We start from the raw sequence: 20,223 nt of genomic DNA, 5'->3' as shown, positions 1-20,223 counted from the left end.
CCGGCAAAGAAAAAGTCCCACCTGGCGCTGGAACGCCAGAGTGGGACGAAACCGCAGCCCAACCCCTTGATCAGAAAGGCTACGAGGAATGTATGGTGCCCAGGGCCGGAATCGAACCAGCGACACTGCGATTTTCAGTCGCATGCTCTACCAACTGAGCTACCTGGGCCCAAGCCAAGGCCGGTGAACCGGCCCGCCGTAGAGGAGGCGGGAGATAGCGAATGCGATCTGGGCTGTCCACCCCCTCTTCAGCGGGTCATTCCTCCTCATCCGCATCCGGTTCCGGCTTCACCGGCACGGCGTAGTCGCCGTTCAGCCAGCGGCCGAGGTCGATCTGCTGGCAGCGGTCGGAACAGAAGGGGCTGCCGGGCCGGGCGGGGGCGCGGTTGCAGATGGGGCAGCGGCGGGCGCCGGGGCGGCGGGGCGGGTCCTGGCTCATCCGCGGTCTTCCTCGATTCTCTCCTGCCCCGGGCGCAGCAGGGGGTCGCGGCGCAGCGCCAGGGGGCGGCCGGTGGCGGCGCGGTATTCCGCCAGCGCCAGCGGCAGGCGGGCGGCGGCTTCCGCCACCTCCGGCCCCGCCACCAGCGCCAGGGGCACCTGCGGCCGGGCCGCCGCATCCCGCGCCATGGAGCGCAGCGCGGCCAGCAGGCGGGTCACGGCGGAGATGGGGCTGCCCAGCACCTCATGCAGGGGGCGATGGACGCGGCGGCGCATGATCTCGACCAGGCCCATCCGCGTCACGCCCATCAGCGCGGGCTCCAGTGGATCGCCCGCCAGGGCGCGTTCCAGGGGCGGCAGCAGGCCCGGGCGCTTGCGGATCGGCATCCCCGCGAAATCCACCACGATGGCGCCGGACAGATTCCGCAGGCGGATCTGGCGGGCGACCTCCACGGCCGCGGCCTCGTTCACGCGGGCATGGGCGACCGCATCGCCGAGGCCGGCGGCGCGGCCGCCATCGACATCGATGGCGACGAGCGCCGGGGTGGGGTGGATGTGCAGGCGGAGCCCGCCGGGCAGCTCCACCACCGGCTCGGCCAGCTCGGCGAGGGCCGATTCGGTCGCCTCGTCGAAGGCGCGGCCCTGCACCAGGCGCGCGCGGTCGCGGCCGAGGGCACCCAGGATGGTGGCGCTGTCGGTTTCCACCGGCAGGGCCGGGAAGGCGCGGGCCAGGCGCTCCGCCGCGCCGGGGCCGCGCGCCAGCAACTGCGGCTTGCGGTTGGTGGGGAGCGGCGGCGGGTCGGCGACCCGCATGGTCACGCGCGGGCCCTTGCCGCCCTGGGCGGCGCGCGTCACGCGCACCAGGACCCATTCGCCCTCGCTGACCGCCTTGCCGATGGGGCGGCGGGGCGGGGGGGTCTCGCTTTCCGGCAGGAAGCCGGTCTCGCCACCCGCGATCTCGACGAAGGCGCCGCTCATGGCGGCGGAGACGGCGGTGACGCGGCCGAGATGCAGGTCGCCGACGCCATCGGGGAGGTCGGGCCGGTCGATCGCCGCCATGTGCAATCCGCCATCCCGCAGCACCGCCACAAGGCGCTCGCCCGGGGAGGCGCTGACCAGGATGCGGTCGGCCCCGCTCACGGGGTCAGCCAGCCGGCGCCCCGGAGCAGCTGCGCCGTCTCGAACAGCGGCAGGCCGACCACGTTGGAATGGCTGCCCGACAGGAAGCGCACGAAGGCCTCGGCGCGCTTCTGGATCTGGTAGCCGCCGGCCGCGCCCTGCCATTCGCCGGCGGCGACGTAATCCTCGATCTGCGCCGCGGTCAGGCGCTGGAAGCCGAGGATGGTCACGACCTCCCGCCTCGATCGCCTGCCATCGGGGCGGATCAGGCAGAGGCCGGTGGTGACGCGGTGGCGGCGGCCGGACAGCAGCGCCAGGAACTTCGCGGCTTCCGCCGCATCCGCCGGCTTGTTCAGCACGCGGCGGCCCACGCCGACGACGGTATCGGCGGCCAGCACCAGGCAATCCGGGCATTGCGCCGCCACGGCTTCGGCCTTGGCCACGGCCAGGCGGCCGGCCAGCGCGCGCGGCAGCTCCGCCTTGCGCGGCGTCTCGTCGATATCGGCGGGCAGGACGCGATCCGGCACCACGCCGATGCGCGCCAGCAATTCCAGCCGGCGGGGGCTGGCGGAGGCAAGGACCAGGGAAGGGCGGGGGGTGGGCATCGGGACGCCCGCCTTGCCGCTACTTGAAGCGGAAGGTGATGCGGCCCTTGGTCAGGTCATACGGCGTCATTTCCACATTCACGCGGTCGCCGGCCAGGACGCGGATGCGGTTCTTGCGCATCTTCCCGCTGGTATGGGCGAGCACCATGTGGTCGTTGTCGAGCTTCACGCGGAACATCGCGTTGGGCAGCAGCTCCACCACGGTGCCGCTGAACTCGATCATGTCCTCTTTCGACATGCAGATCCTTCGTCGATTTCGTGAAGGCCGGCCGGGCCCCAGGGGTCAAGCCCAGGGGGTCAGGCACGAAGCCGGGTATGGCGCGGGGGGCGCAAGGCGGCGCGGAACATGAGCGCCACGGCGCCCGCGGTCAAGGACGGTTGTCCTGTTTCGTCAGCCGCGCCGCCACGCTGAGGCCGTGTGCCGTCAGCCCCTCGGCCTTCGCCAGCACCACCGCGGCGGGGCCGATGGCGGCGATGCCGGCGGCGGAGGCCTCCACCCAGGTGGTGCGCTTCAGGAAATCGAAGACGGAAAGGCCGGAGGCGAAGCGGGCGGTGCGGCCGGTGGGCAGCACATGGTTGGGGCCGGCGACATAGTCGCCCAGCGCCTCCGGGCAGTGCCGGCCGAGGAAGGCGGCGCCGGCATGGCGGATGCGGGCGAAGAGGGCGCGCGGATCCTCCACCATGATCTGCAGGTGCTCCGGCGCCAGGCGGTTGGTCAGCGCCACGGCCTGGTCCCAGCCCTCCACCACGATCACCGCGCCATGCGCCTGCCAGGAGGCGCGCGCGATGGCGGCGCGCGGCAGCGTCTCCAGCGCCCGCTCCACCGCCGCCACCACGGCATCGGCGAAGGCGGGCTCGTCCGTGATGAGGATGGATTGCGCGGCCTCGTCATGCTCGGCCTGGGCCAGCAGGTCGAGCGCCACGTGATCGGCGTCGTTCAGCCCATCGGCCAGGATGACGACCTCCGAAGGGCCGGCGATGCTGTCGATGCCGACGCGGCCGAAGGCCTGGCGCTTGGCCTCGGCCACATAGGCATTGCCGGGCCCGACGATGCGATCGACCGGCGCGATGGAGCGCGTGCCCCAGGCCAGCGCGGCGACGGCCTGCGCGCCGCCGACGCGCCAGATCTCGCTGACGCCGGCGAGGCGGGCCGCCGCCAGCACCAGCGGGTTCAGCACGCCATCGGGGGTGGGCACGCACATGGCGATGCGCTGCACGCCGGCGACGCGGGCCGGCAGCGCGTTCATCAGGACGGAGGACGGGTAGGCCGCCTTGCCGCCCGGGACATAGAGCCCGACCGCATCGATGGCGCCCCAGCGCATGCCGGTCGCAATGCCCGCGCCATCGTCGAGCGCGATGTCGCGCGGCAGCTGCGCCGCGTGGAAGGCCTCGATCCGCTGCGCCGCCAGCGCCAGGGCGTCGCGCTGCTCGGCGGGGATGCCGGCGGTCGCCTGCTCGATCTCGGCTTCCGTCACGCGCAGGGCCGCGGCATCGGCGGGGGACCAGCGGTCGAAGCGCCGCGTCAGGTCCAGCAGGGCGGCATCGCCCTCCGCCTGGATCGCCTGGATGATGCCGGCAACGGCGGCATCGACCTTGGCGGTGGTGTCCCGCGCCTCGTCCAGCAGGGCCTGGAAGGCGGCCTCGAAGCCCGGATCGGTGGTGGCAAGGCGCTTCACGCGGCGGCTCCTTCCGCCAGCGCCGCGCGGAAGCGGGCGATCCAGGCGCCGATCGCCTCCGGCTGGGTCTTCAGCGCGGTGCGGTTCACGATGAGACGGGATGTCACGGAGGCGATCACTTCCGATTCGACCAGGCCATTCGCCTTCAAGGTGGACCCCGTCTGCACCAGGTCAACGATGACGCGGGCCAGGCCGAGGGAGGGGGCCAGCTCCATCGCGCCGTTGAGGTGCACCACCTCCGCCTGGATGCCGCGCGCGGCGAAGTGGCGATGGGCGATGGTGGGGTATTTCGTCGCCACCGTGACGCGGGACCAGGCGCCCATGTCCTGGTGCCCCGCCGTCGCCGCCGGTTCGGCGACCGAGACGCGGCAGCGCCCGATGCCGAGGTCGAGCGGCGCATAGATCTGGTCGTAGTCGAATTCCATCAGGACGTCGGCGCCGCAGACGCCGATCTGCGCCGCGCCATGGGCCACGAAGGTCGCCACATCGAAGGACCGCACCCGCACCACGTCGAGGCCGGGGTTGTTGGTCTCGAAGCGCAGGCGGCGGCTGTCCTCGTCCCGGAAATCGGCGGCGGGCTCGATGCCCGCGCGGCTCAGCAGGGGGCGCAGCTCCTTCAGGATGCGCCCCTTCGGCAGGGCCAGCACGAGGGGGGCGGGGGCGGCGGCGGTCATGGGCGCGCGGGACTCGATGCTTCCTGGGTCGGGCGCCGGAGGGGGCGGGCAGCGACCGGGGGCGGATCGCAGATGAGGGGGCTGGCGTCAACCGCGCCGCCCCGCCGGCTTCCCCCCCGTCAGACCGTGAACTGCTCCGCGATGATGCGCTCGGACAGGCCGTGGTCGGGGTCGAAGAGCATGGTCAGCGTCACGGCGCGGTTCTCCCGCACCTCCACCCGGCGGACGTCGCGCACCTCCGTATAGTCGGCCACGGCGGCCACCGGGCGCTTGGCGGGCTCCAGCACGTCGAACACCACCTCCGCCTCCGCCGGCAGCAGGGCGCCGCGCCAGCGCCGGGGGCGGAAGGCGGAAATCGGCGTCAGCGGCAGCAGGTTGGCGCCCAGCGGGATGATCGGGCCGTGGGCGGAGAGGTTGTAGGCGGTGCTGCCGGCGGGGGTGGAGACCAGCACGCCGTCGCAGATCAGCTCCGAGAGCCTCTCCTTGCCATCCACCAGGATGCGGATCTTGGCGGCCTGGCGGGTTTCCCGCAGCAGGGAGACCTCGTTGATCGCCAGCGCCTCCACCGGCGGGCCCTCGCCCACGAAGGCGCGCATGTGCAGGGGGTGGAGTTCCGCGGCCTGGGCGGCGGCCAGGCGTTCCATCAGCCCGTCCAGGCGGAACTCGTTCATCAGGAAGCCGACGCTGCCGCAATTCATGCCATAGACCGGCAGGTTGCGCCCCAGCATGCGGTGCTGGGTTTCCAGCATCAGCCCATCGCCGCCCAGCGCCACCACGATGCGGGCATCGTCCAGCGCGGCATTGCCATAGGCCGCTTCCAGCCTGGCCAGGGCTTCCGCGGCCTGGTCGGTGGCGGCGGCGACGAAGGCGATGCGGCCGGCGAGGGGATCGGCGCCCGTCATCGGCGGGGCCGGCAGGCCGGCGGCGCGCCGCGCGTGACAAGACCCATGCGGCCGGACTCCTGGATGAAGGGGGCCATCAAGCCCTGCCGCGGGTGGGCGGACAAGCGGGGTGGCTCAGCGGGGCGTCCGGGGCCAGTCCAGCCGGGGTTCGGCCCGGCCCGGGCCGCCGCCACGCTCCGGCCAGGCCGGGGGCGGGGGGACGGGGGGCGCGGCGCGCGGCGCCGGGGCTTCCGCGGCGGGGCGCATGGCGGGCGGCGGCTCCACCCAATCCTCCTCCAGCGCCGGGCGGCGGCGGCCGGGCTCCGGCGTGCGGAGCGAGAGGGCGCGCAGCTCGGTCTGGATCTCGTCCAGCTGCGCCTCGATCGCGTCCAGCCGGCCCTTCAGGCCGAAGACGCTGAAGGGCATCAGCAGATAGGCCAGCCCCACCAGCAGCAGGCAGACCAGCAGCACCAGCCCCACCCAGTCCGGCAGGCCGGGAAGGGTAAGGGTGGACAGGATCTCCTGCAGCATCAGCCGCCCGTCACGGACATGTGGCGCGCCACGGCCGGGGCCCGCGCCTGGCGGTCGATCACGAAGTCATGGCCCTTCGGCTTGCGGGAGATCGCCTCCAGGATCGCGGCCTTCAGCCCCTCATCGTCCAGCGTGTCGTCGCGCAGCGGCTTGCGGAGATCCGCGGCATCGTCCTGGCCGAGGCACATGTAGAGCGTGCCCGTGCAGGTGACGCGCACGCGGTTGCAGCTTTCGCAGAAATTATGCGTCAGCGGCGTGATGAAGCCGATCCGCTGGCCGGTTTCCTTCACGCGGTAGTAGCGGGCGGGGCCGCCGGTGGAATAATCCGTCTCCTCCAGCGTCCAGTTCCGCCGCAGCTGCGCGCGGACGGTGGAGAGCGGCAGGTACTGCTCGTTCCGGCTGCCATCGATCTCGCCGAGCGGCATGGTCTCGATCAGGCAGAGGTCGAGGCCGTGTTCCCCGCACCAGGCCAGCATGCGGTCGAACTCGCCCTCATTCACCCCCTTCAGCGCCACGGCGTTGATCTTCACATGCAGGCCCGCGGCCTTGGCGGCGAAGATGCCGTCCAGCGTCGGCTCGATCTTCCCCCAGCGGGTGACGGCGGCGAAGGTGGCGGGATCGAGCGTGTCGAGGCTGACATTGATGCGGCGGACGCCGGCCGCATGCAGGTCCCCGGCCATCTTCACGAGCTGCGTGCCGTTGGTGGTGACGGTCAGCTCCTTCAGCCCGCCCCCGTTCTTGCCATTGGGCCCGAGCCGGGCGCCCAGGCTGCGGAACAGGGAGATGACGTTCTTCCGCACCAGCGGCTCGCCCCCCGTCAGGCGGATCTTGTCCACGCCGAGGCCGATGAAGGCGCCGCAGAGGCGGTCCAGCTCCTCCAGGCTCAGCACCTCCGCCTTGGGTAGGAAGGTCATGTCCTCCGCCATGCAATAGACGCAGCGCAGGTCGCAGCGATCCGTCACGGAGACGCGGAGATAGCTGACCCGTCGGCCGAACGGATCGATCATGTGGCCCATTCCCCCGTGAAGGCGCCCGGAACGCAGCGCGGCCCTGCATTTGGTCCACCGACCCCGGCCGGTGCAAGCCCCCCCGGGCGGGAGGCTGCGCGCGGGCGGCCGGGGCGGCGGGGGGGTCAGACCAGCAGGGTGACGGTGCCGGTGATGACCAGGAAGACCAGGGCGGCGCGGCGGTACCAGCGGTCCGGCACCACATGGAACAGCCGGGCGCCGATGGGCACGCAGCACAGCAGCACCGGCAGCAGCAGCATGGCCTTGGCGAAGACCACCCAGCCCATCAGCCCGCCAATGGCCGGCGGGATGACGGAGATGACGGAGATGGTGGCGAAGAACAGGATCAGGTTGGCGCGGTGCTGCTTCGCCGCCTCCGGCCCCGCCAGCAGGTAGAGGATGACGGGCGGGCCGCTCATGCCCGTGGCGCCCTTCAGCAGCCCGGCCAGGGTGCCGACCCCGATATTGAGCGGCAGGGGGCGGGAGCCGTTGTAGCGCCAGCCGGAGAGCAGCAGCAGGCCGAAGACCAGCACGAAGGCGCCGATGGACCGCCGCAGCAGGTCCTGGTCCGCGGTCAGCAGGATGAAGGCGCCGACGGGGGTGGCGAGGCAGGCCGCGGCGCCGATCGGCAGGATGACCCGCCGGTTGGCATCCCCGAAGGCCTTGGGCAGCAGCTGGAGGGAGACGGCCAGTTCCATCAGCAGCATCACCGGAATGCCGATGCGCGGGCCCCACAGCACCGAATAGGCCGGCGCCAGCAATACGGCGGTGCCGAAGCCCGAATAGCCGCGCATCAGCCCCGCCAGGGCGGTGACGAGCGCCGCGGCATAGAAGCGCCAGTCCCCCAGCACCGCCAGGATTTCAGCCGGGAAGGCGGTCATTCCGCGACGTGATCGATGGGCTCTAGCGTTACATGGTCGATATGGACCATCATCTTGCCGGCGTTCTCGAAATTCACCGTGACGCGATGACCCACCACGGATTGGACCTGGCCGGCCCCCCAATCCGGGCGCGCCGGGTTCACCACCCGGGTCCCTGGAAAAAGTTCACTGTTCATCGTCCAGCGTTACCAAGATTTACGGCTTCAAGACTAGCCTGCCGGACGCAAACTCGTCTTCCCTTGCCATCCCGCGATGGCGGTAGGGGGAAGCCGGCGAGGCCGGGACGCCGGGGGGCTGGTTCGCGAAGCCGCGGGCCGGGCGCCGGGGCCGGGCCGCGCCCGGCCGGGGTGTGCCAGGCCCGCGCCCGGCCCGCGCCCGGATCGCCGCGTCGTCTTTCGGAGGAAATGGATGCTGCCTGACAAGATCGCCCTCGCCCAAGCGGTATGCACCCGCCTCTGCCATGACCTGGGCGGCGCGGTGGGGGCGCTGGCCAATGCGCTGGACCTGATGGACGGCGCGGCGGGCGACGCGATGGATGTCGCGCGCGATGCCTCCGCCATCATGGACCGGCGGATCCGCTTCTACCGCGCGGCCGTCGGCGCGGGCTGCGGCGACTGCCGGGTGGATGAGCTGGCCCAGGCGGCGGAGGGGCTGACGCTCGGCCGCCGCGCCATGATCGACTTCAACGACCTGGATTCGACCATCGTGCTGCCCGCGCACCTGGCGCAGGCGGTGCTGCTCGCGCTCTGGACCGCGATCGACGGGCTGCCGCGCGGCGGCGCGGTGCGCGTGGGCGGGGACCTCGAAGGCGGCATCTCGATCTGGCCGGATGGGCCTTCCGCCGCCTGGCCGCCCATCCTCTCCGCCGGCCTGGCGGGGGAGCCGATGCAGTTCACCGCGCGCAACGTCTCCGTGCCCCTGCTGGTCTCCGTCTCGGCCAGCGCGGGCATCCGGCTGGAGATGCTGCATGGCCGCACCGGCGTCGCCGCGCCGCTGCTGATGACGGCCTTCACCCGCAACTGACGCCCGCGACCGACGCCGCCGCGCGGGGCGGGCGGCGGGCCGGATTTCCCCCGCCCGCCATTTACCGAATATTCGGGCTGATGCCCCAAGCTCCGGCCGAGAAGAGGCGCCGGAGCCACCATGGACGATCTGCTCGCAGATTTCTTGACCGAGACGCATGAGGGCCTCGTGGCGCTCGATGCCGCGCTGCTGCGGCTGGAGAAGCAGCCGCAGGACAAGCCGACGCTCTCGGAAATCTTCCGCCTTGTGCACACCATCAAGGGCACCTGCGGCTTCCTCGGCCTCTCGCGGCTGGAGAAGGTGGCGCATGCCGCGGAGAATGTGCTCGGCCTGTACCGGGACGGCGTGCTCGCCGTCACGCCCGATGGCGTCACGCTCATCCTCAACGCGCTCGACCGCATCAAGGAGATCGTGGGCGGGCTGGAATCCGGTGGCGCGGAGCCCGCGGGCGACGATGCCGACCTGATCCGCCGCCTGGACGCGGCCGCGACGGGCGACATGGCCGCCATCGCCGCCGAAGCCGCGGCGTCGCCCAAGGCGCCGGAGGTGGCGGAAGCCGCGCCGGCCGAGGCGCCGCCCGCCGAGGCGCCGGCGCCCGAGCCCCGCGCCGCCGCCGCGCCGCCGCCGCGGCCGCCGGCCGAGCCCCCGCCGGAGGAGAGCGCTTCCGGCCGCGCGCCGCCGCAGAGCATCCGCGTCTCGGTCGATGTGCTGGAAGACCTGATGATGCTGGTCAGCGAGCTGGTGCTGACCCGCAACCAGCTGATGCAGCTGGCGCGCGCGCGGGGCGATGGCGCCTATACCGTGCCGCTGCAGCGCCTGTCGCACATCACGTCGGACCTGCAGGACGGCGTGATGAAGACGCGCATGCAGCCGATCGGCAATGCCTGGGCGAAGATGCCGCGCCTGGTGCGCGATCTCTCGATCGAACTCGGCAAGAAGATCAACCTGGAGATGCGCGGCGCGGATACCGAGCTGGATCGCCAGGTGCTCGAGCTCATCAAGGATCCGCTGACGCACATGGTGCGCAACAGCGCCGACCATGGGCTGGAGATGCCGGAGGACCGGCGCCGCGCCGGCAAGTCCGAGACCGGGCGCATCATGCTGAACGCCTTCCATGAAGGCGGCCACATCCTCATCGAGATCGCGGACGATGGTAAGGGCCTGAGCACCGACCGCATCCGCGCCAAGGCGCTGTCGCAGGGCCTGGCGACGGAGAGCGAGATCGCGGCGATGAGCGAGCGGGAGGTGCATCGCTTCATCTTCCGCGCCGGCTTCTCCACCGCCGCCGCCGTCACCGCCGTCTCCGGCCGCGGCGTCGGCATGGATGTGGTGAAGACCAATGTGGAGCGGATCGGCGGCACCATCGACGTCTCCTCCACCGAGGGGCGCGGCACCAGCTTCACCATCAAGATCCCGCTGACGCTGGCGATCGTCTCCGCCCTGATCGTGGAGGTGGCGGGGGAGCGCTTCGCCATCCCGCAGATCGGCGTGCTGGAACTGGTGCGCGTCGGCGGCGGCGCGGATACGCGGGTGGAGCGCATCAAGGATGCGCCCGTGCTGCGGCTGCGCGACCGGCTGCTGCCGCTCGTCTCGCTCGGCGCCGTGCTGGGGCTGGAGGAGCCGAAGGAGGTACCGATCGGTGCTTCCGGCGACATGGGCTTCGTCGTCGTCACGCAGGTCGGCGCGCATGTCTTCGGCATCATCGTCGATCGCCTGTTCGACACGGAGGAAATCGTCGTCAAGCCGGTGGCGCCGATCCTGCGGCATATCGGCATGTTCTCCGGCAACACCATCCTGGGCGATGGCAGCGTCATCATGATCCTCGACCCCAACGGCATCGCCCGCGTCACCGGCGTGGCGGGCGACGGGGCGGAACAGCGGTCGCTGGCCGGCCAGGCCACGGGTGGCGTGCGGTCCAACGACAAGACGGCGCTGCTGCTGTTCCGCGCCGGGGACGCGACGCCGAAGGCGGTGCCGCTCGGCCTCATCGCGCGGCTGGACGACATCCCGGTCGAGAACATCGAGCAGTCCGGTGGCACGCCGGTGGTGCAGTATCGCGGCCAGCTGATGCCGCTGCTGTCCATGACCGGCGACTACGGCCCGCCGCAGGGCGAGCGCGGCCGCCAGACCGTGCTGGTGTTCAGCGAGGGCGAGCGCAGCCTGGGCCTGATGGTGGACGCCATCCTCGACGTGGTGGACGAATCGCTGAACGTGCAGGCGGGCCAGGGGCGCCCGGGCTTCCTGGGTTCCGCCGTCATCGCCGGCAAGGTCACGGACGTGGTCGATACCGCCTGGTGGCTGCGCCAGGCCGGCGGCGACTGGTTCCGCGCCTCGCCCGCGCAGACCGTCACGCGCCGCCTGCTGGTGGTGGAGGACAGCGCCTTCTTCCGCGAACTCGTCGTGCCGGCCCTGGCGGCCGAGGGCTACGAGGTGGTCGCGGTGGAAAGCGCCACCCATGCGCTGAAGCTGCGGGAACGCGGCGAGATGTTCGATGGCATCGTCTCCGACATCGAGATGCCGGACATCGACGGCTACGGCTTCGCGAAGGAGGTCCGCGCCGGCGGTGCCTGGGCGGAGCTGCCGATGATCGCGCTGACGGGGCGCGTGGAACCGGCCGCCGTCGCGCGCGGCCGTGCCGCGGGCTTCACGGATTATGTGGCGAAGTTCGACCGGGAAGCGCTGATCGGCAGCCTGGCGGAATGCTTCAGCGTGCCGGTCGCGGCCTGAGGCGGGGGAGGAAACGGTGCAGACACAATCAATCCAATCGAGCATCGCGGATGCCGACCTGTTCCTGACACTCACGGTCGCGGGGCAGACCTGCGGGGTGCCGGTGCTGGTCGTGCGGGACGTGCTCGGCCCGCAGACCATCACGCGGATCCCGCTGGCGCCGCCGGAGGTGGCGGGCAGCCTGAACCTGCGCGGCCGCATCGTCACCGCGATCGATTTGCGCCGGCGGCTGAACCTGGCGCCGCGCGCGGCGGACCAGCAGCCCATGAGCATCGTCGTCGAGATGGCGGGCGAGCTCTACAGCATGCTGGCCGACGGGGTGGGGGAGGTGGTGCCGCTGCGTCCCGAGGACAGCGCGCCCAACCCGCCGACGCTCGACCCGCTGTGGCGGGAGGTCTCCCGCGGCGTGCATCGCCGCGACGGCCAGCTCCTCATCGTCCTGGATGTCGAGCGCGTGCTGACGATCGGCGGTGGCCGATGAGCGCGCCCAATGCCCAGCCGCACCGCCGCGGCTGCCTGGTGGTGGATGACAGCAAGGTGGTCCGCAAGGCCGCGCGCCGCATCCTGGAGAGCCTGGGCTTCGAGGTGCGGGAGGCCGAGGACGGCGCCAAGGCGCTGGAGGCCTGCCGCGAGGCGATGCCGGAGCTGGTGATGCTGGACTGGAACATGCCGATCATGGACGGCATCACCTTCCTGCGCGCCGCCCGGGCGGAATTCGGGCCGAGCGAGCCCATCATCGTCCTCTGCACCACCGAGTGCGGGTTCGAGCGGATCCTGGAGGCGCTGGAGGCCGGCGCGCAGGAATACGTGATGAAGCCCTTCGACGCCGAGATCATCGGCGGCAAGCTGCAGCAGCTCGGCCTGATCGAGGCGGCCGCCGCGTGACGTTGAATGGCCCCGTCAGGGTGATGCTCTGCGACGACAGCGCCGCGGCGCGGGCTGTCATGGCGCGGATGCTCGCCACCGATCCCGCGATCGAGGTCATCGCCAAGGCGACCGACGGCACCGAGGCCGTCGCGCAGCTGCAGGCGATGCGCGCGCCGGACCGGCCGCAGGTGATCCTGCTGGACCTCGAGATGCCACGCATGGACGGGATGACGGCGCTGCCGCACCTGCTGCGCGTGGCGCCCGAGACCTCCATCATCGTGGCCAGCGCGCTCAGCCAGCGCGGCGCCAAGGCGACGATGGAGGCGCTGCGCGCCGGCGCCGTGGACTATGTGCCCAAGCCCTCGGCTTCCGCGGGCGGGATGAATGGCGGCCAGTTCCAGGCGGAGCTGGTGGCCAAGGTGAAGGGCTGGGCGCGGATGCGCCGGCGCGGCCCGGCGCCCGCCGCCATGCCGGCGATGCGCCCGGCCACGCCCCCGCCCATGGCGGCGGTGGCGACGGCCATGGGCAAGCCGAGGGCGATCGCCATCGGCTCCTCCACCGGCGGGCCGCAGGCGCTGGCGGCGCTGGTGGCGAAGCTGAACCGGCCGCTCGGCGTGCCGGTGGTGGCGGTGCAGCACATGCCGGCGGGGTTCACGACCCTGCTGGCCGATCACCTGAACCGCATCGGCGCGCTGCCCTGCAGCGAGGCGAAGGACGGGGAGGCGCTGCTGCCTGGCCGCTTCTACCTGGCCCCCGGCGACCGGCATCTGCTGGTGAAGGAAGCCGGGCAGGGCCTGGTGGCGCAGCTGTCGGACGGGCCGCCGGAGAATTTCTGCCGGCCGGCCGTGGACCCGATGCTGCGCAGCCTGGTGGCGTCCTGCCAGGGCAAGGTGCTGGCCGCGATCCTGACCGGCATGGGCAGCGATGGCCTGGCGGGCAGCCGCGCGCTGGTCGCCGCCGGCGGGCAGGTCCTGGCGCAGGACGAGGCGAGTTCCGTGGTCTGGGGCATGCCCGGCGCGGTCGCCAAGGCGGGCATCGCCGCCGCCGTCACGAGTATCGAGGATATCGCGGAGCGCATCGTCGCTGCTGGCGGGAACGGGAGGCGCACATGAGCAGTGATGGATTCGCTGACGTCGCGAGCGTGGTTCGCCGCCGCTCCGGCATCGTCCTGACCGACGACAAGGCCTATCTGCTGGAAACCCGGCTGGGGCCGGTGCTGCAGAAATTCGGCCTGGCCAGCATCGGCGCGCTGGGCGCGAAGCTGCGGCAGCGGCCGGATGAGCAGCTGGAACGCGCGGTGGTGGAGGCGCTGACCACCCACGAAAGCTCCTTCTTCCGGGACGGCAAGCCCTTCGACCACCTGGCGAAGCTGCTGCCGCGGATGCTGGCGCCGGGCCGCGCGGGGCCGCTGCGCATCTGGTCGGCGGCCTGCTCCACCGGGCAGGAGCCCTATTCCATCGCCATGCTGGTGGCCGATGCGCTGGCCGGGCGGCCGGGCGTGAAGGTGGAGATCCTGGCCACCGACATCTCCGGCGACGTGCTGAACCGCGCGAAGCAGGGCGTCTATACCCAGTTCGAGGTGCAGCGCGGCCTGCCGATCCGGTCGCTGGTGAAGTACTTCAAGCAGGACGGGGCGAAGTGGCGCATCAACGCCGACCTCGCCTCCATGGTCCGGTTCGAGGAACGGAACCTGCTGTCGGACCTCTCGGGCCTCGGCAAGTTCGACGCGATCTTCTGCCGGAACGTGCTGATCTACTTCGACGCGCCGACCAAGACGCGCGTGCTGGATTCGCTCGCCAAGCGGCTGAATCCGGACGGCATCCTCTACCTCGGCGGTGCCGAGACGGTGCTGGGGCTGACGGACCGGCTGGTGCCGGTCTCGGGCGAACGCGGCGCCTATGGCGTCTCGGAGCAGCGCGCCGCGGCCTGAACGGGCGCCGGTCCCGCGCCTCGCGGCGCGCGACCGGCCGCGTGGGCGCCTGGGGGTGGGAATGCGCCAGCATCCCCGCCCATCGGTCTCAATGGCGCGCGGCATCCGCGGCATCGAAATGCCGCTTCACCAGGAACAGCGCGAACAGCACGCCGAAGCCGAACAGGCCATAGCCGAAGATGGCCAGCGCCACGTCATGCGCGGCGGCGGCGGTGGCCAGGCCGAGCACGGCGGCGATGGCGGAGAAGACCAGGAAGTAGATCATCGGCGGGTTGCCTTCTGCGGTTGGTCGTCGAAGAGGATGCGGGACGCGGCGCCATCGAGGTCCTCGTATTGGCGGTTGCGCAGCGTCCAGAGGAAGAGGCCGAGCGCCAGCAGGCCGAGGAACAGGGCCGCCGGCACCAGGAAGACCAGGGCGTTCATGCGGATGTCTCCTTCCCCGCGCGCAGGGCGTTGAGGATGACGATGATGGAGCTGCTGGCCATCACCACGGCGGCGATCAGCGGCGTGACGAAGCCGAGGATGGCCATGGGCACCGCCACCACGTTGTAGGCCAGGCTGAAGGCGATGTTCTGCTTCGCCAGGCGCTGCGCCTGGCGCGCGGCGCGGATGGCGGCGGGCAGGGCGGAGAGGCCATCGCCGCGCAGCACCAGGTCCGATGTCGCCTGCGCGATGTCCGTGCCCGTGGCGGGGCTGGCGGAGACATGCGCCAGGGCCAGCGCCGCGGCATCGTTGATGCCATCGCCCACCATCAGCGGGCGGGCACCCTGCTGGCGCAGCGCCTCGATCCGCGCGGCCTTGTCGGCGGGCGTGGCCCGCGCCTGCCAGGGGCCGATGCCGGTGGCGGCGGCCGCTTCCTCCACCGCGCCGGGGCCGTCGCCGGACAGCAGCTCGGTCGTCAGGCCGAGTTCGTGCAGCTCCCGCACCACGCGCGCGGCGTCGGGGCGCAGCTCATCGGCGAAGCGGAAGGCGAGGGGAGTGGCGCCCGGCTCCGCCAGGTAGAGCGTCATGCCGCTATCGGCCACCGCATCGCCGCCGCAGAAGGCGGCGCTGCCGAGGCGCGTCATGCCGTGGCGGAGCCCGCTGCCCGGCACCTCCTCCACGCCATCCAGCAGCGGCGCATCGGGGCAGGCGCGCACCAGCGCCTGCGCCAGCGGATGCCGGCTGCCATGGGCGAGGGAGGCGGCGCGGCGCAGCGCCGCGCGATCGAGCCCCGGCTCCTCCACCAGCGCCGGATGGCCCATGGTCAGCGTGCCGGTCTTGTCCAGCACCACATGGTCGGCGGAGGCCAGGCGTTCCAGCGCGGTGGCGGAAGCCACCAGCACGCCGCGGCGGAACAGCGCGCCCACGGTCGCGACCTGCACCGCTGGCACCGCGATGGCGAGGCCGCAGGGGCAGGTGACGATCAGCGACGCCACCGCCGGCACCAGCGCCGCCTGCCAGGTCACGCCCATGCCCAGCCACCAGCCGAGGAAGGTCATGGCGGCAACGGCGTGGATGACCGGCACGTACCAGCGCGCCGCGCGGTCGGCGATGGAGACGAAGCGGCCGCGGCCCTGTTCCGCCTTCTCCACCAGCAGCGCCAGCGCGGCCAGCGACCCGTCCCGCGGCCCGGCGGTGACGCGCAGCGTGAAGGCGCTGCCCATGTTGACCGCGCCGGCCATCAGCGCGGCGCCGGCCTCGATCCGGCGGGGCAGGGATTCGCCGGTGGTGGCGCTGGTGTCGAGCAGCACGGCCTGCGCCGCCACGCCATCCAGCCGCAGGCGGTCGCCGGTGGCGACCAGCAAGTCGTCGCCGGCGCGGACGCTGGCGACGGGCACGGCGCGGGACGTGCCATCGGGCAGGCGCAGCTCCACGCTGCCTTCCTGCAGCGCCAGCAACTCCGCGACGGCCTGGCGGGCCTTGCGGCGCATGCCGCGGTCCAGCACACGGCCGGCCAGCAGCAGCGCCAGCAGCGCCGTCGCGCCATCGAACCAGGTGTACGGGCCGTTGCGGATGGCCTCGCTGAGGCTCATCGCCGTGGTGGCCAGCACGCCGAGCGAGACGGCGAGGTCCATGTTGCCGCGGCCCGCGCGGATGGCGTGCCAGGCGGAGCGGTAGAAGGGCATGCCCGCCACCAGCACGGTCGGCAGGCCGAACAGCGCCGCCAGCCAGTGCATCAGCGCGCGGGTGTGCTCCCCCATGTCGCCGCCGACCCAGACGGCGACGGAGACGAGCATGACGTTCATCGACCCGAAGGCGGCGATGCCCAGCGCGCGGACGAGCTGCCGGCCTTCCTCATCCTCCGTCGCGCGCAGGCAGGCGGGGGACCAGGGCGCGATGCGGAAGCCGAGGCGCGCGACCAGCCCCGCCAGCGCGCGGGCGCGATCGGCATCGCCGCGCCAGCGTATCGTCAGCCGCCGGGCGGAAAGGTTGACCCGGGCGCGCAGCACATCGGGCTCCCCGGCCAGCGCCTGCTCGATCAGCCAGACGCAGGCGCCGCAGGTCAGGCCGCTGACCATGAGGTCGAGCGTCTGCGTGCCATCGGCCTCGGCGCGCGCCATGGCGGCGAAATCGACGGCAGCCGGCGCTTCCTCCGGCCGCAGCGCGCCGGCGACCGCTTCCTGCCTGGCGTAGAAGGCGGCCAGGCCGAGGCCCCGCACCAGGGCATGGGCGGCCGCGCAGCCATGGCAGCAGAACTCCCCCTGGCCGGGCGCGAGATCCGCGCTGCAATGGGCGCAGCGGGCGCGGGAAAGGGCGGGGGCGGCGGCCTGCGGCCGGCCGACGCTGGCGTTCATGGCAGGATCATCCGCTGGCGGAGGTCGAGCGTCCGCCCCTCCGGCCCCGTGAACCGCAGAACCGCATCCCACTGGCCCGGCGCGCGCGGGCCCGTCGCGGCGCGGAAGGTGCCGGTGGCCGTCGCCGCGAAATCGAGCGGCTGGACCGTGCCTTCCAGCGGGCGCAGCAGGTGGCCTTCCAGCCGGCCCGGCACGGCGCCGCCGGCGGCATCCACCACCGTCACCACCACGCTGCCGCCGCGCAGCGTGACATCCGCGCGCCAGCCGAGCGCGGCCTGGCGGGCCGCGGCCTCGATCACGTCGTTGTAGGTGCGGCCGCGGTCATAGGCGTGGCCGGTGGTGACGCCGGTGAAGGTGGTGAGGGCGAAGAAGACCAGCACCAGGTTGACCGCGACCACCAGCAGCATGCCGCCGACGAAGGCCCAGGGAATCCAGCGGTCCCGCGGCAGGGCGGCGGGCTTCATGACCATGTCGCTCATCGGGCTTCGGGTCCCAGGAAGATGCTGCGTTCGCTGACCACGGTCCGGCCCCGGCCATCGACCAGGCGGAAGGTGACGGGGATGGAGGCGCGGGTGGGCGTGCCGGGCGGCTGCGTCAGCAGCACGCGCCATTGCGTGATGCCGTCGGGGCGCGTCGTGACCATGGGCCGTTCGCCCGGCGCGGGCGTGGCCGCTTCCTGCACCTGCATCAGCAGGGGCGTGCCGGCATCCAGCACCAGCGCGTAGCTGGCGACGTCGCGGTCCTTGTTGGCGATCTTCAGCGTATAGGCGTTGCGGATGCCGCCATCGGACAGCGTGACGAAAAGCGGCGCGCGATCCCGCAGCACCGACAGCGTCACGGTCTGCCGCAGCAGCCAGGCGCCGAGCATCACCGCCATGACGGCGCCGAGCATGCCGGCATAGAGCAGCGTGCGCGGGCGGATGAAGCGCGGCATGCGGCGCGCCTCCATCCCCGTGGCGCAGCGGGCGCGGGAGGGCGGCAGCGCCTTCGTCGCGGCGGCGGAGGCGGCGAGGTTCGAGAGCGTCTCGAAGGCGATGAGGCCGGTCGGGCGGTCGAGCCGCGTCATGATGTCGTCGCAGGCATCGATGCAGAGGCCGCAGCCGATGCATTCCAGCTGCTGGCCATCGCGGATGTCGATGCCGGTCGGGCAGACATTCACGCAGGCCTGGCAATCCACGCAATCGCCCACGCCATCGGCCTTGGCCTTGCCGCGCGGCTCGCCCCGCCAGTCGCGATAGGTCACGACCAGCGAATTCTCGTCCAGCATCGCGGCCTGGAAGCGCGGCCAGGGGCACATGTAGGTGCAGACCTGTTCCCGCGCCCAGCCGGCCAGCACATAGGTCGTGGCGGTGAAGAGGCCGAAGTAGAAATAGACGTCGAGCGAGGCGCCGCCGGTCAGCAGCTCCACCGTCACGGTCGGCGCATCGTTGAAGTACATGATCCAGGCGCCGCCGGTGGCCGCCGCGATCAGCAGCCAGGCCGCATGGGTCAGGCCCTTCTTGCGCAGCTTCTCCAGCGTCCAGGGCTGCTTGTCGAGCCGCATGCGTTCGTTGCGGTCGCCCTGGATCAGGCGTTCCACCGCCATGAAGAGGTCCGTCCAGACCGTCTGCGGGCAGGTGAAGCCGCACCAGACGCGGCCGAAGAGGCTGGTCGCGACGAACAGCCCGATGGCGCCCAGCACCAGCAGGCCCGTCAGGAAATAGACCTCCTGCGGCCAGATCTCGACGAAGAAGAAGAACAGGCGGCCATTGGTGATATCCACCAGCACCGCCTGGTCCGGCGCGCCGGGACCACGGTCCCAGCGCAGCCAGGGCACGAGGTAGTAGAGCGTGAGGCAGAGGATGAGCACGGCCCATTTCGCCCGGCGCACCGGGCCCTTCACAGCCTTCGGGTAGACCTTCTGCCGATCCGCGTAGAGCGAGGTCGGCGCCGCGGCCTGCTGCGTCGTCCCCTGGGGCTTCGATGCCGCGGGCTTCAGGCGATCGGGCGGCTGGATCGTGCTCATGATACCGGACCTGCTGCCTCAGTTCTCGCCGCCGCCCAGCGCGTGGACATAGACCGCCAGCATGTTGACGATGGCGGGGTCGAGGCGGCGCCCCCAGGCCGGCATCACGCCGGCGCGGGCATAGGCGATGCTGCGCACGATGGAAGGCTTGTCGCCGCCATAGAGCCAGATCTGGTCCGACAGGCGCGGCGCGCCGACGTCCCGGTTGCCCTCTCCGCGTTCGCCATGGCAGGCGGCGCAGTTCTCGGCGAAGAGGGTCGCGCCGCGCCCCGCCGCGGCCGCATCGGTGGAGCGGCTGGAGAGGGAGAGCACGTATTCCGCCGTGTCGTTCACCTGCGGCAGGGTCAGCACGCCATCGGCCAGGAAGCGCGGCATCTGGCTGGTGCGTTCCTCGTCGCTTTCGCCGGCGCGGATGCCATTGGCGATGGTGTGGCGGATGGCGTCATGCGTGCCGCCCCAGATCCAGTCGTCATCGGCGAGCGACGGGAAGCCGCCCTGCGCGCCCTGGCCGCCGGCGCCGTGGCAGCCCGCGCAATTGTTGGCGAAGGCGGTGCGGCCGCCGGCGATCGCGAAGGCGCGCAGCGTCGGGTCCGCCGCGATGGTCTGCGGGTCGCTGGCACGGATGCGGGCCAGCATCGGCTCCATCCGCGACTGCGCGGCGCGCACATCGCCGACCACCGCTTCGCGGGCGATCCAGCCCGTGACGCCCGTCGCCCCCTGGAAGGGGAAGGCGGGGTAGAGCACGACCCAGACCGCGGCGAAGGCGATGGTGGCGTACATCACGTAGAGCCACCACCGCGGCAGTGGCGTGTTGAGTTCCTTCAGCCCGTCCCACTCATGGCCCGTGGTGTCGGTGCCGGTGAGGCTGTCCTTCTCGATCTTGGTGGGCATGGTGTCACACTCCTCAGGACAGGCGGTCGCGCGGGTCGTCGCGGAAGGGGATGTCCCCGGCGCGTTCGAAGCCACGCTTGCGCTTGGGAGCCAGCACGTAGATCAGGATCCCGGTGAACAGGACGAAGAACCAGACCACCCAGAGGGTGGAGAAGATCGGCTGCAGGGCGGCGATGGTCATGGTGCCGCTC

24 protein-coding genes and 1 tRNA gene are annotated in these 20,223 nt (G+C 72.1%); 6 read left to right on the top strand and 19 right to left on the bottom strand.

Translation table 11 applies throughout. The features are described 5' to 3' along the window. Nucleotides 1–93: 93 nt before the first annotated feature. The 12 genes from JJI54_RS18990 to JJI54_RS18935 all read right to left on the bottom strand — a co-directional run bounded on the left by JJI54_RS18990 (nt 94) and on the right by JJI54_RS18935 (nt 7,988). Nucleotides 94–169: transfer RNA gene (locus tag JJI54_RS18990), tRNA-Phe, on the bottom strand. A gap of 87 nt (nt 170–256) precedes the next feature. Further along, nucleotides 257–439 (bottom strand): DNA gyrase inhibitor YacG, encoded by a 183-nt coding sequence (locus tag JJI54_RS18985; RefSeq protein WP_203074624.1) that lies wholly within the window; start codon nt 437–439, stop codon nt 257–259. Further along, on the bottom strand, nt 436–1,578 hold the full coding sequence (locus tag JJI54_RS18980; RefSeq protein WP_318987534.1) for a ribonuclease E/G: 1,143 nt from the start codon (nt 1,576–1,578) through the stop codon (nt 436–438). The genes JJI54_RS18985 and JJI54_RS18980 overlap by 4 nt, the downstream gene beginning before the upstream one ends. After that, nucleotides 1,575–2,162 (bottom strand): Maf family protein, encoded by a 588-nt coding sequence (locus tag JJI54_RS18975; RefSeq protein WP_203074623.1) that lies wholly within the window; start codon nt 2,160–2,162, stop codon nt 1,575–1,577. Before JJI54_RS18975 ends, JJI54_RS18980 begins: the two co-directional genes overlap by 4 nt. Before the next feature lie 19 nt (nt 2,163–2,181). Beyond that, on the bottom strand, nt 2,182–2,400 hold the full coding sequence (infA, locus tag JJI54_RS18970; RefSeq protein WP_092956859.1) for a translation initiation factor IF-1: 219 nt from the start codon (nt 2,398–2,400) through the stop codon (nt 2,182–2,184). A 130-nt stretch (nt 2,401–2,530) separates the two neighbouring features. After that, nucleotides 2,531–3,838: a histidinol dehydrogenase gene (gene hisD / locus JJI54_RS18965; protein WP_203074622.1), complete on the bottom strand. Its 1,308-nt coding sequence runs from the start codon at nt 3,836–3,838 to the stop codon at nt 2,531–2,533. Further along, complete coding sequence (gene hisG, locus JJI54_RS18960; RefSeq protein ID WP_203074621.1) at nt 3,835–4,512, bottom strand: ATP phosphoribosyltransferase; 678 nt, start codon at nt 4,510–4,512, stop codon at nt 3,835–3,837. Before hisG ends, hisD begins: the two co-directional genes overlap by 4 nt. 119 nt (nt 4,513–4,631) lie before the next feature. After that, entirely contained in the window at nt 4,632–5,414 is a 783-nt protein-coding gene (locus JJI54_RS18955; protein WP_203074620.1) for an NAD kinase, read from the bottom strand. A 114-nt stretch (nt 5,415–5,528) separates the two neighbouring features. Then, complete coding sequence (locus JJI54_RS18950) at nt 5,529–5,924, bottom strand: hypothetical protein (protein WP_203074619.1); 396 nt, start codon at nt 5,922–5,924, stop codon at nt 5,529–5,531. Continuing rightward, entirely contained in the window at nt 5,924–6,931 is a 1,008-nt protein-coding gene (moaA, locus tag JJI54_RS18945) for a GTP 3',8-cyclase MoaA (RefSeq protein WP_203074618.1), read from the bottom strand. Before moaA ends, JJI54_RS18950 begins: the two co-directional genes overlap by 1 nt. Before the next feature lie 125 nt (nt 6,932–7,056). Next, nucleotides 7,057–7,812: a sulfite exporter TauE/SafE family protein gene (locus JJI54_RS18940; protein ID WP_203074617.1), complete on the bottom strand. Its 756-nt coding sequence runs from the start codon at nt 7,810–7,812 to the stop codon at nt 7,057–7,059. Next, nucleotides 7,809–7,988, bottom strand: a complete 180-nt coding sequence (locus tag JJI54_RS18935) for a DUF3553 domain-containing protein (RefSeq protein WP_203074616.1) — start codon at nt 7,986–7,988, stop codon at nt 7,809–7,811. The genes JJI54_RS18940 and JJI54_RS18935 overlap by 4 nt, the downstream gene beginning before the upstream one ends. A gap of 232 nt (nt 7,989–8,220) precedes the next feature. On the opposite strand from JJI54_RS18935, the gene JJI54_RS18930 reads away from it, so the two are divergent. From JJI54_RS18930 to JJI54_RS18905, 6 genes are all read left to right on the top strand, one after another. Next, nucleotides 8,221–8,835, top strand: coding sequence for a histidine phosphotransferase family protein (locus tag JJI54_RS18930; RefSeq protein ID WP_203074615.1), 615 nt, complete (start codon nt 8,221–8,223; stop codon nt 8,833–8,835). Nucleotides 8,836–8,955: 120 nt separating this feature from the next. Continuing rightward, nucleotides 8,956–11,562, top strand: a complete 2,607-nt coding sequence (locus tag JJI54_RS18925; protein WP_203074614.1) for a hybrid sensor histidine kinase/response regulator — start codon at nt 8,956–8,958, stop codon at nt 11,560–11,562. A gap of 16 nt (nt 11,563–11,578) precedes the next feature. Next, entirely contained in the window at nt 11,579–12,043 is a 465-nt protein-coding gene (locus tag JJI54_RS18920) for a chemotaxis protein CheW (RefSeq protein WP_203074613.1), read from the top strand. Beyond that, nucleotides 12,040–12,447 carry a response regulator gene (locus tag JJI54_RS18915; protein WP_203074612.1) on the top strand — a complete coding sequence of 136 codons (408 nt, stop codon included), beginning with the start codon at nt 12,040–12,042 and terminating at the stop codon, nt 12,445–12,447. The genes JJI54_RS18920 and JJI54_RS18915 overlap by 4 nt, the downstream gene beginning before the upstream one ends. Further along, the gene (cheB, locus tag JJI54_RS18910) at nt 12,444–13,541 is read left to right on the top strand and encodes a chemotaxis-specific protein-glutamate methyltransferase CheB (protein ID WP_318987533.1); all 1,098 of its coding nucleotides are present in this window, start codon (nt 12,444–12,446) and stop codon (nt 13,539–13,541) included. The genes JJI54_RS18915 and cheB overlap by 4 nt, the downstream gene beginning before the upstream one ends. Further along, a complete protein-coding gene (locus JJI54_RS18905; protein WP_203074611.1) occupies nt 13,538–14,359 on the top strand; it encodes a CheR family methyltransferase in 822 nt (273 codons plus the stop codon). The genes cheB and JJI54_RS18905 overlap by 4 nt, the downstream gene beginning before the upstream one ends. 88 nt (nt 14,360–14,447) lie before the next feature. On the opposite strand, the gene JJI54_RS18900 is transcribed toward JJI54_RS18905, so the two are convergent. From JJI54_RS18900 to JJI54_RS18870, 7 genes are read right to left on the bottom strand one after another with little or no spacing between them, the layout of a single operon-like run. Continuing rightward, nucleotides 14,448–14,624 carry a hypothetical protein gene (locus JJI54_RS18900; protein ID WP_203074610.1) on the bottom strand — a complete coding sequence of 59 codons (177 nt, stop codon included), beginning with the start codon at nt 14,622–14,624 and terminating at the stop codon, nt 14,448–14,450. Further along, complete coding sequence (gene ccoS, locus JJI54_RS18895; protein ID WP_203074609.1) at nt 14,621–14,782, bottom strand: cbb3-type cytochrome oxidase assembly protein CcoS; 162 nt, start codon at nt 14,780–14,782, stop codon at nt 14,621–14,623. Before ccoS ends, JJI54_RS18900 begins: the two co-directional genes overlap by 4 nt. Continuing rightward, nucleotides 14,779–17,136, bottom strand: a complete 2,358-nt coding sequence (locus JJI54_RS18890; RefSeq protein ID WP_203074608.1) for a heavy metal translocating P-type ATPase — start codon at nt 17,134–17,136, stop codon at nt 14,779–14,781. The genes ccoS and JJI54_RS18890 overlap by 4 nt, the downstream gene beginning before the upstream one ends. After that, entirely contained in the window at nt 17,133–17,615 is a 483-nt protein-coding gene (locus JJI54_RS18885; RefSeq protein WP_203074607.1) for a FixH family protein, read from the bottom strand. Before JJI54_RS18885 ends, JJI54_RS18890 begins: the two co-directional genes overlap by 4 nt. Then, nucleotides 17,612–19,141, bottom strand: coding sequence for a cytochrome c oxidase accessory protein CcoG (gene ccoG / locus JJI54_RS18880; protein ID WP_203074606.1), 1,530 nt, complete (start codon nt 19,139–19,141; stop codon nt 17,612–17,614). The genes JJI54_RS18885 and ccoG overlap by 4 nt, the downstream gene beginning before the upstream one ends. Before the next feature lie 18 nt (nt 19,142–19,159). Then, the gene (gene ccoP / locus JJI54_RS18875) at nt 19,160–20,032 is read right to left on the bottom strand and encodes a cytochrome-c oxidase, cbb3-type subunit III (protein WP_203074605.1); all 873 of its coding nucleotides are present in this window, start codon (nt 20,030–20,032) and stop codon (nt 19,160–19,162) included. A 13-nt stretch (nt 20,033–20,045) separates the two neighbouring features. Continuing rightward, nucleotides 20,046–20,213: a cbb3-type cytochrome oxidase subunit 3 gene (locus JJI54_RS18870; protein ID WP_203074604.1), complete on the bottom strand. Its 168-nt coding sequence runs from the start codon at nt 20,211–20,213 to the stop codon at nt 20,046–20,048. Nucleotides 20,214–20,223 lie beyond the last annotated feature (10 nt).

The organism is Falsiroseomonas ponticola, assembly GCF_016805305.1.
Lineage (GTDB): Bacteria > Pseudomonadota > Alphaproteobacteria > Acetobacterales > Acetobacteraceae > Falsiroseomonas > Falsiroseomonas ponticola.
This window is presented reverse-complemented; position numbering and strand designations above follow the sequence as displayed.

Coding starts and splice junctions, on each gene's coding strand:
- JJI54_RS18985 (WP_203074624.1), bottom strand. CDS start 439: ATGAGCCAGGACCCGCCCCGCCGCCCCGGCGCCCGCCGCTGCCCCATC.
- JJI54_RS18975 (WP_203074623.1), bottom strand. CDS start 2,162: ATGCCCACCCCCCGCCCTTCCCTGGTCCTTGCCTCCGCCAGCCCCCGC.
- infA (WP_092956859.1), bottom strand. CDS start 2,400: ATGTCGAAAGAGGACATGATCGAGTTCAGCGGCACCGTGGTGGAGCTG.
- hisG (WP_203074621.1), bottom strand. CDS start 4,512: ATGACCGCCGCCGCCCCCGCCCCCCTCGTGCTGGCCCTGCCGAAGGGG.
- JJI54_RS18955 (WP_203074620.1), bottom strand. CDS start 5,414: ATGACGGGCGCCGATCCCCTCGCCGGCCGCATCGCCTTCGTCGCCGCC.
- JJI54_RS18950 (WP_203074619.1), bottom strand. CDS start 5,924: ATGCTGCAGGAGATCCTGTCCACCCTTACCCTTCCCGGCCTGCCGGAC.
- moaA (WP_203074618.1), bottom strand. CDS start 6,931: ATGATCGATCCGTTCGGCCGACGGGTCAGCTATCTCCGCGTCTCCGTG.
- JJI54_RS18940 (WP_203074617.1), bottom strand. CDS start 7,812: ATGACCGCCTTCCCGGCTGAAATCCTGGCGGTGCTGGGGGACTGGCGC.
- JJI54_RS18935 (WP_203074616.1), bottom strand. CDS start 7,988: ATGAACAGTGAACTTTTTCCAGGGACCCGGGTGGTGAACCCGGCGCGC.
- JJI54_RS18930 (WP_203074615.1), top strand. CDS start 8,221: ATGCTGCCTGACAAGATCGCCCTCGCCCAAGCGGTATGCACCCGCCTC.
- JJI54_RS18925 (WP_203074614.1), top strand. CDS start 8,956: ATGGACGATCTGCTCGCAGATTTCTTGACCGAGACGCATGAGGGCCTC.
- JJI54_RS18915 (WP_203074612.1), top strand. CDS start 12,040: ATGAGCGCGCCCAATGCCCAGCCGCACCGCCGCGGCTGCCTGGTGGTG.
- JJI54_RS18905 (WP_203074611.1), top strand. CDS start 13,538: ATGAGCAGTGATGGATTCGCTGACGTCGCGAGCGTGGTTCGCCGCCGC.
- JJI54_RS18900 (WP_203074610.1), bottom strand. CDS start 14,624: ATGATCTACTTCCTGGTCTTCTCCGCCATCGCCGCCGTGCTCGGCCTG.
- ccoS (WP_203074609.1), bottom strand. CDS start 14,782: ATGAACGCCCTGGTCTTCCTGGTGCCGGCGGCCCTGTTCCTCGGCCTG.
- JJI54_RS18890 (WP_203074608.1), bottom strand. CDS start 17,136: ATGAACGCCAGCGTCGGCCGGCCGCAGGCCGCCGCCCCCGCCCTTTCC.
- JJI54_RS18885 (WP_203074607.1), bottom strand. CDS start 17,615: ATGAGCGACATGGTCATGAAGCCCGCCGCCCTGCCGCGGGACCGCTGG.
- ccoG (WP_203074606.1), bottom strand. CDS start 19,141: ATGAGCACGATCCAGCCGCCCGATCGCCTGAAGCCCGCGGCATCGAAG.
- ccoP (WP_203074605.1), bottom strand. CDS start 20,032: ATGCCCACCAAGATCGAGAAGGACAGCCTCACCGGCACCGACACCACG.
- JJI54_RS18870 (WP_203074604.1), bottom strand. CDS start 20,213: ATGACCATCGCCGCCCTGCAGCCGATCTTCTCCACCCTCTGGGTGGTC.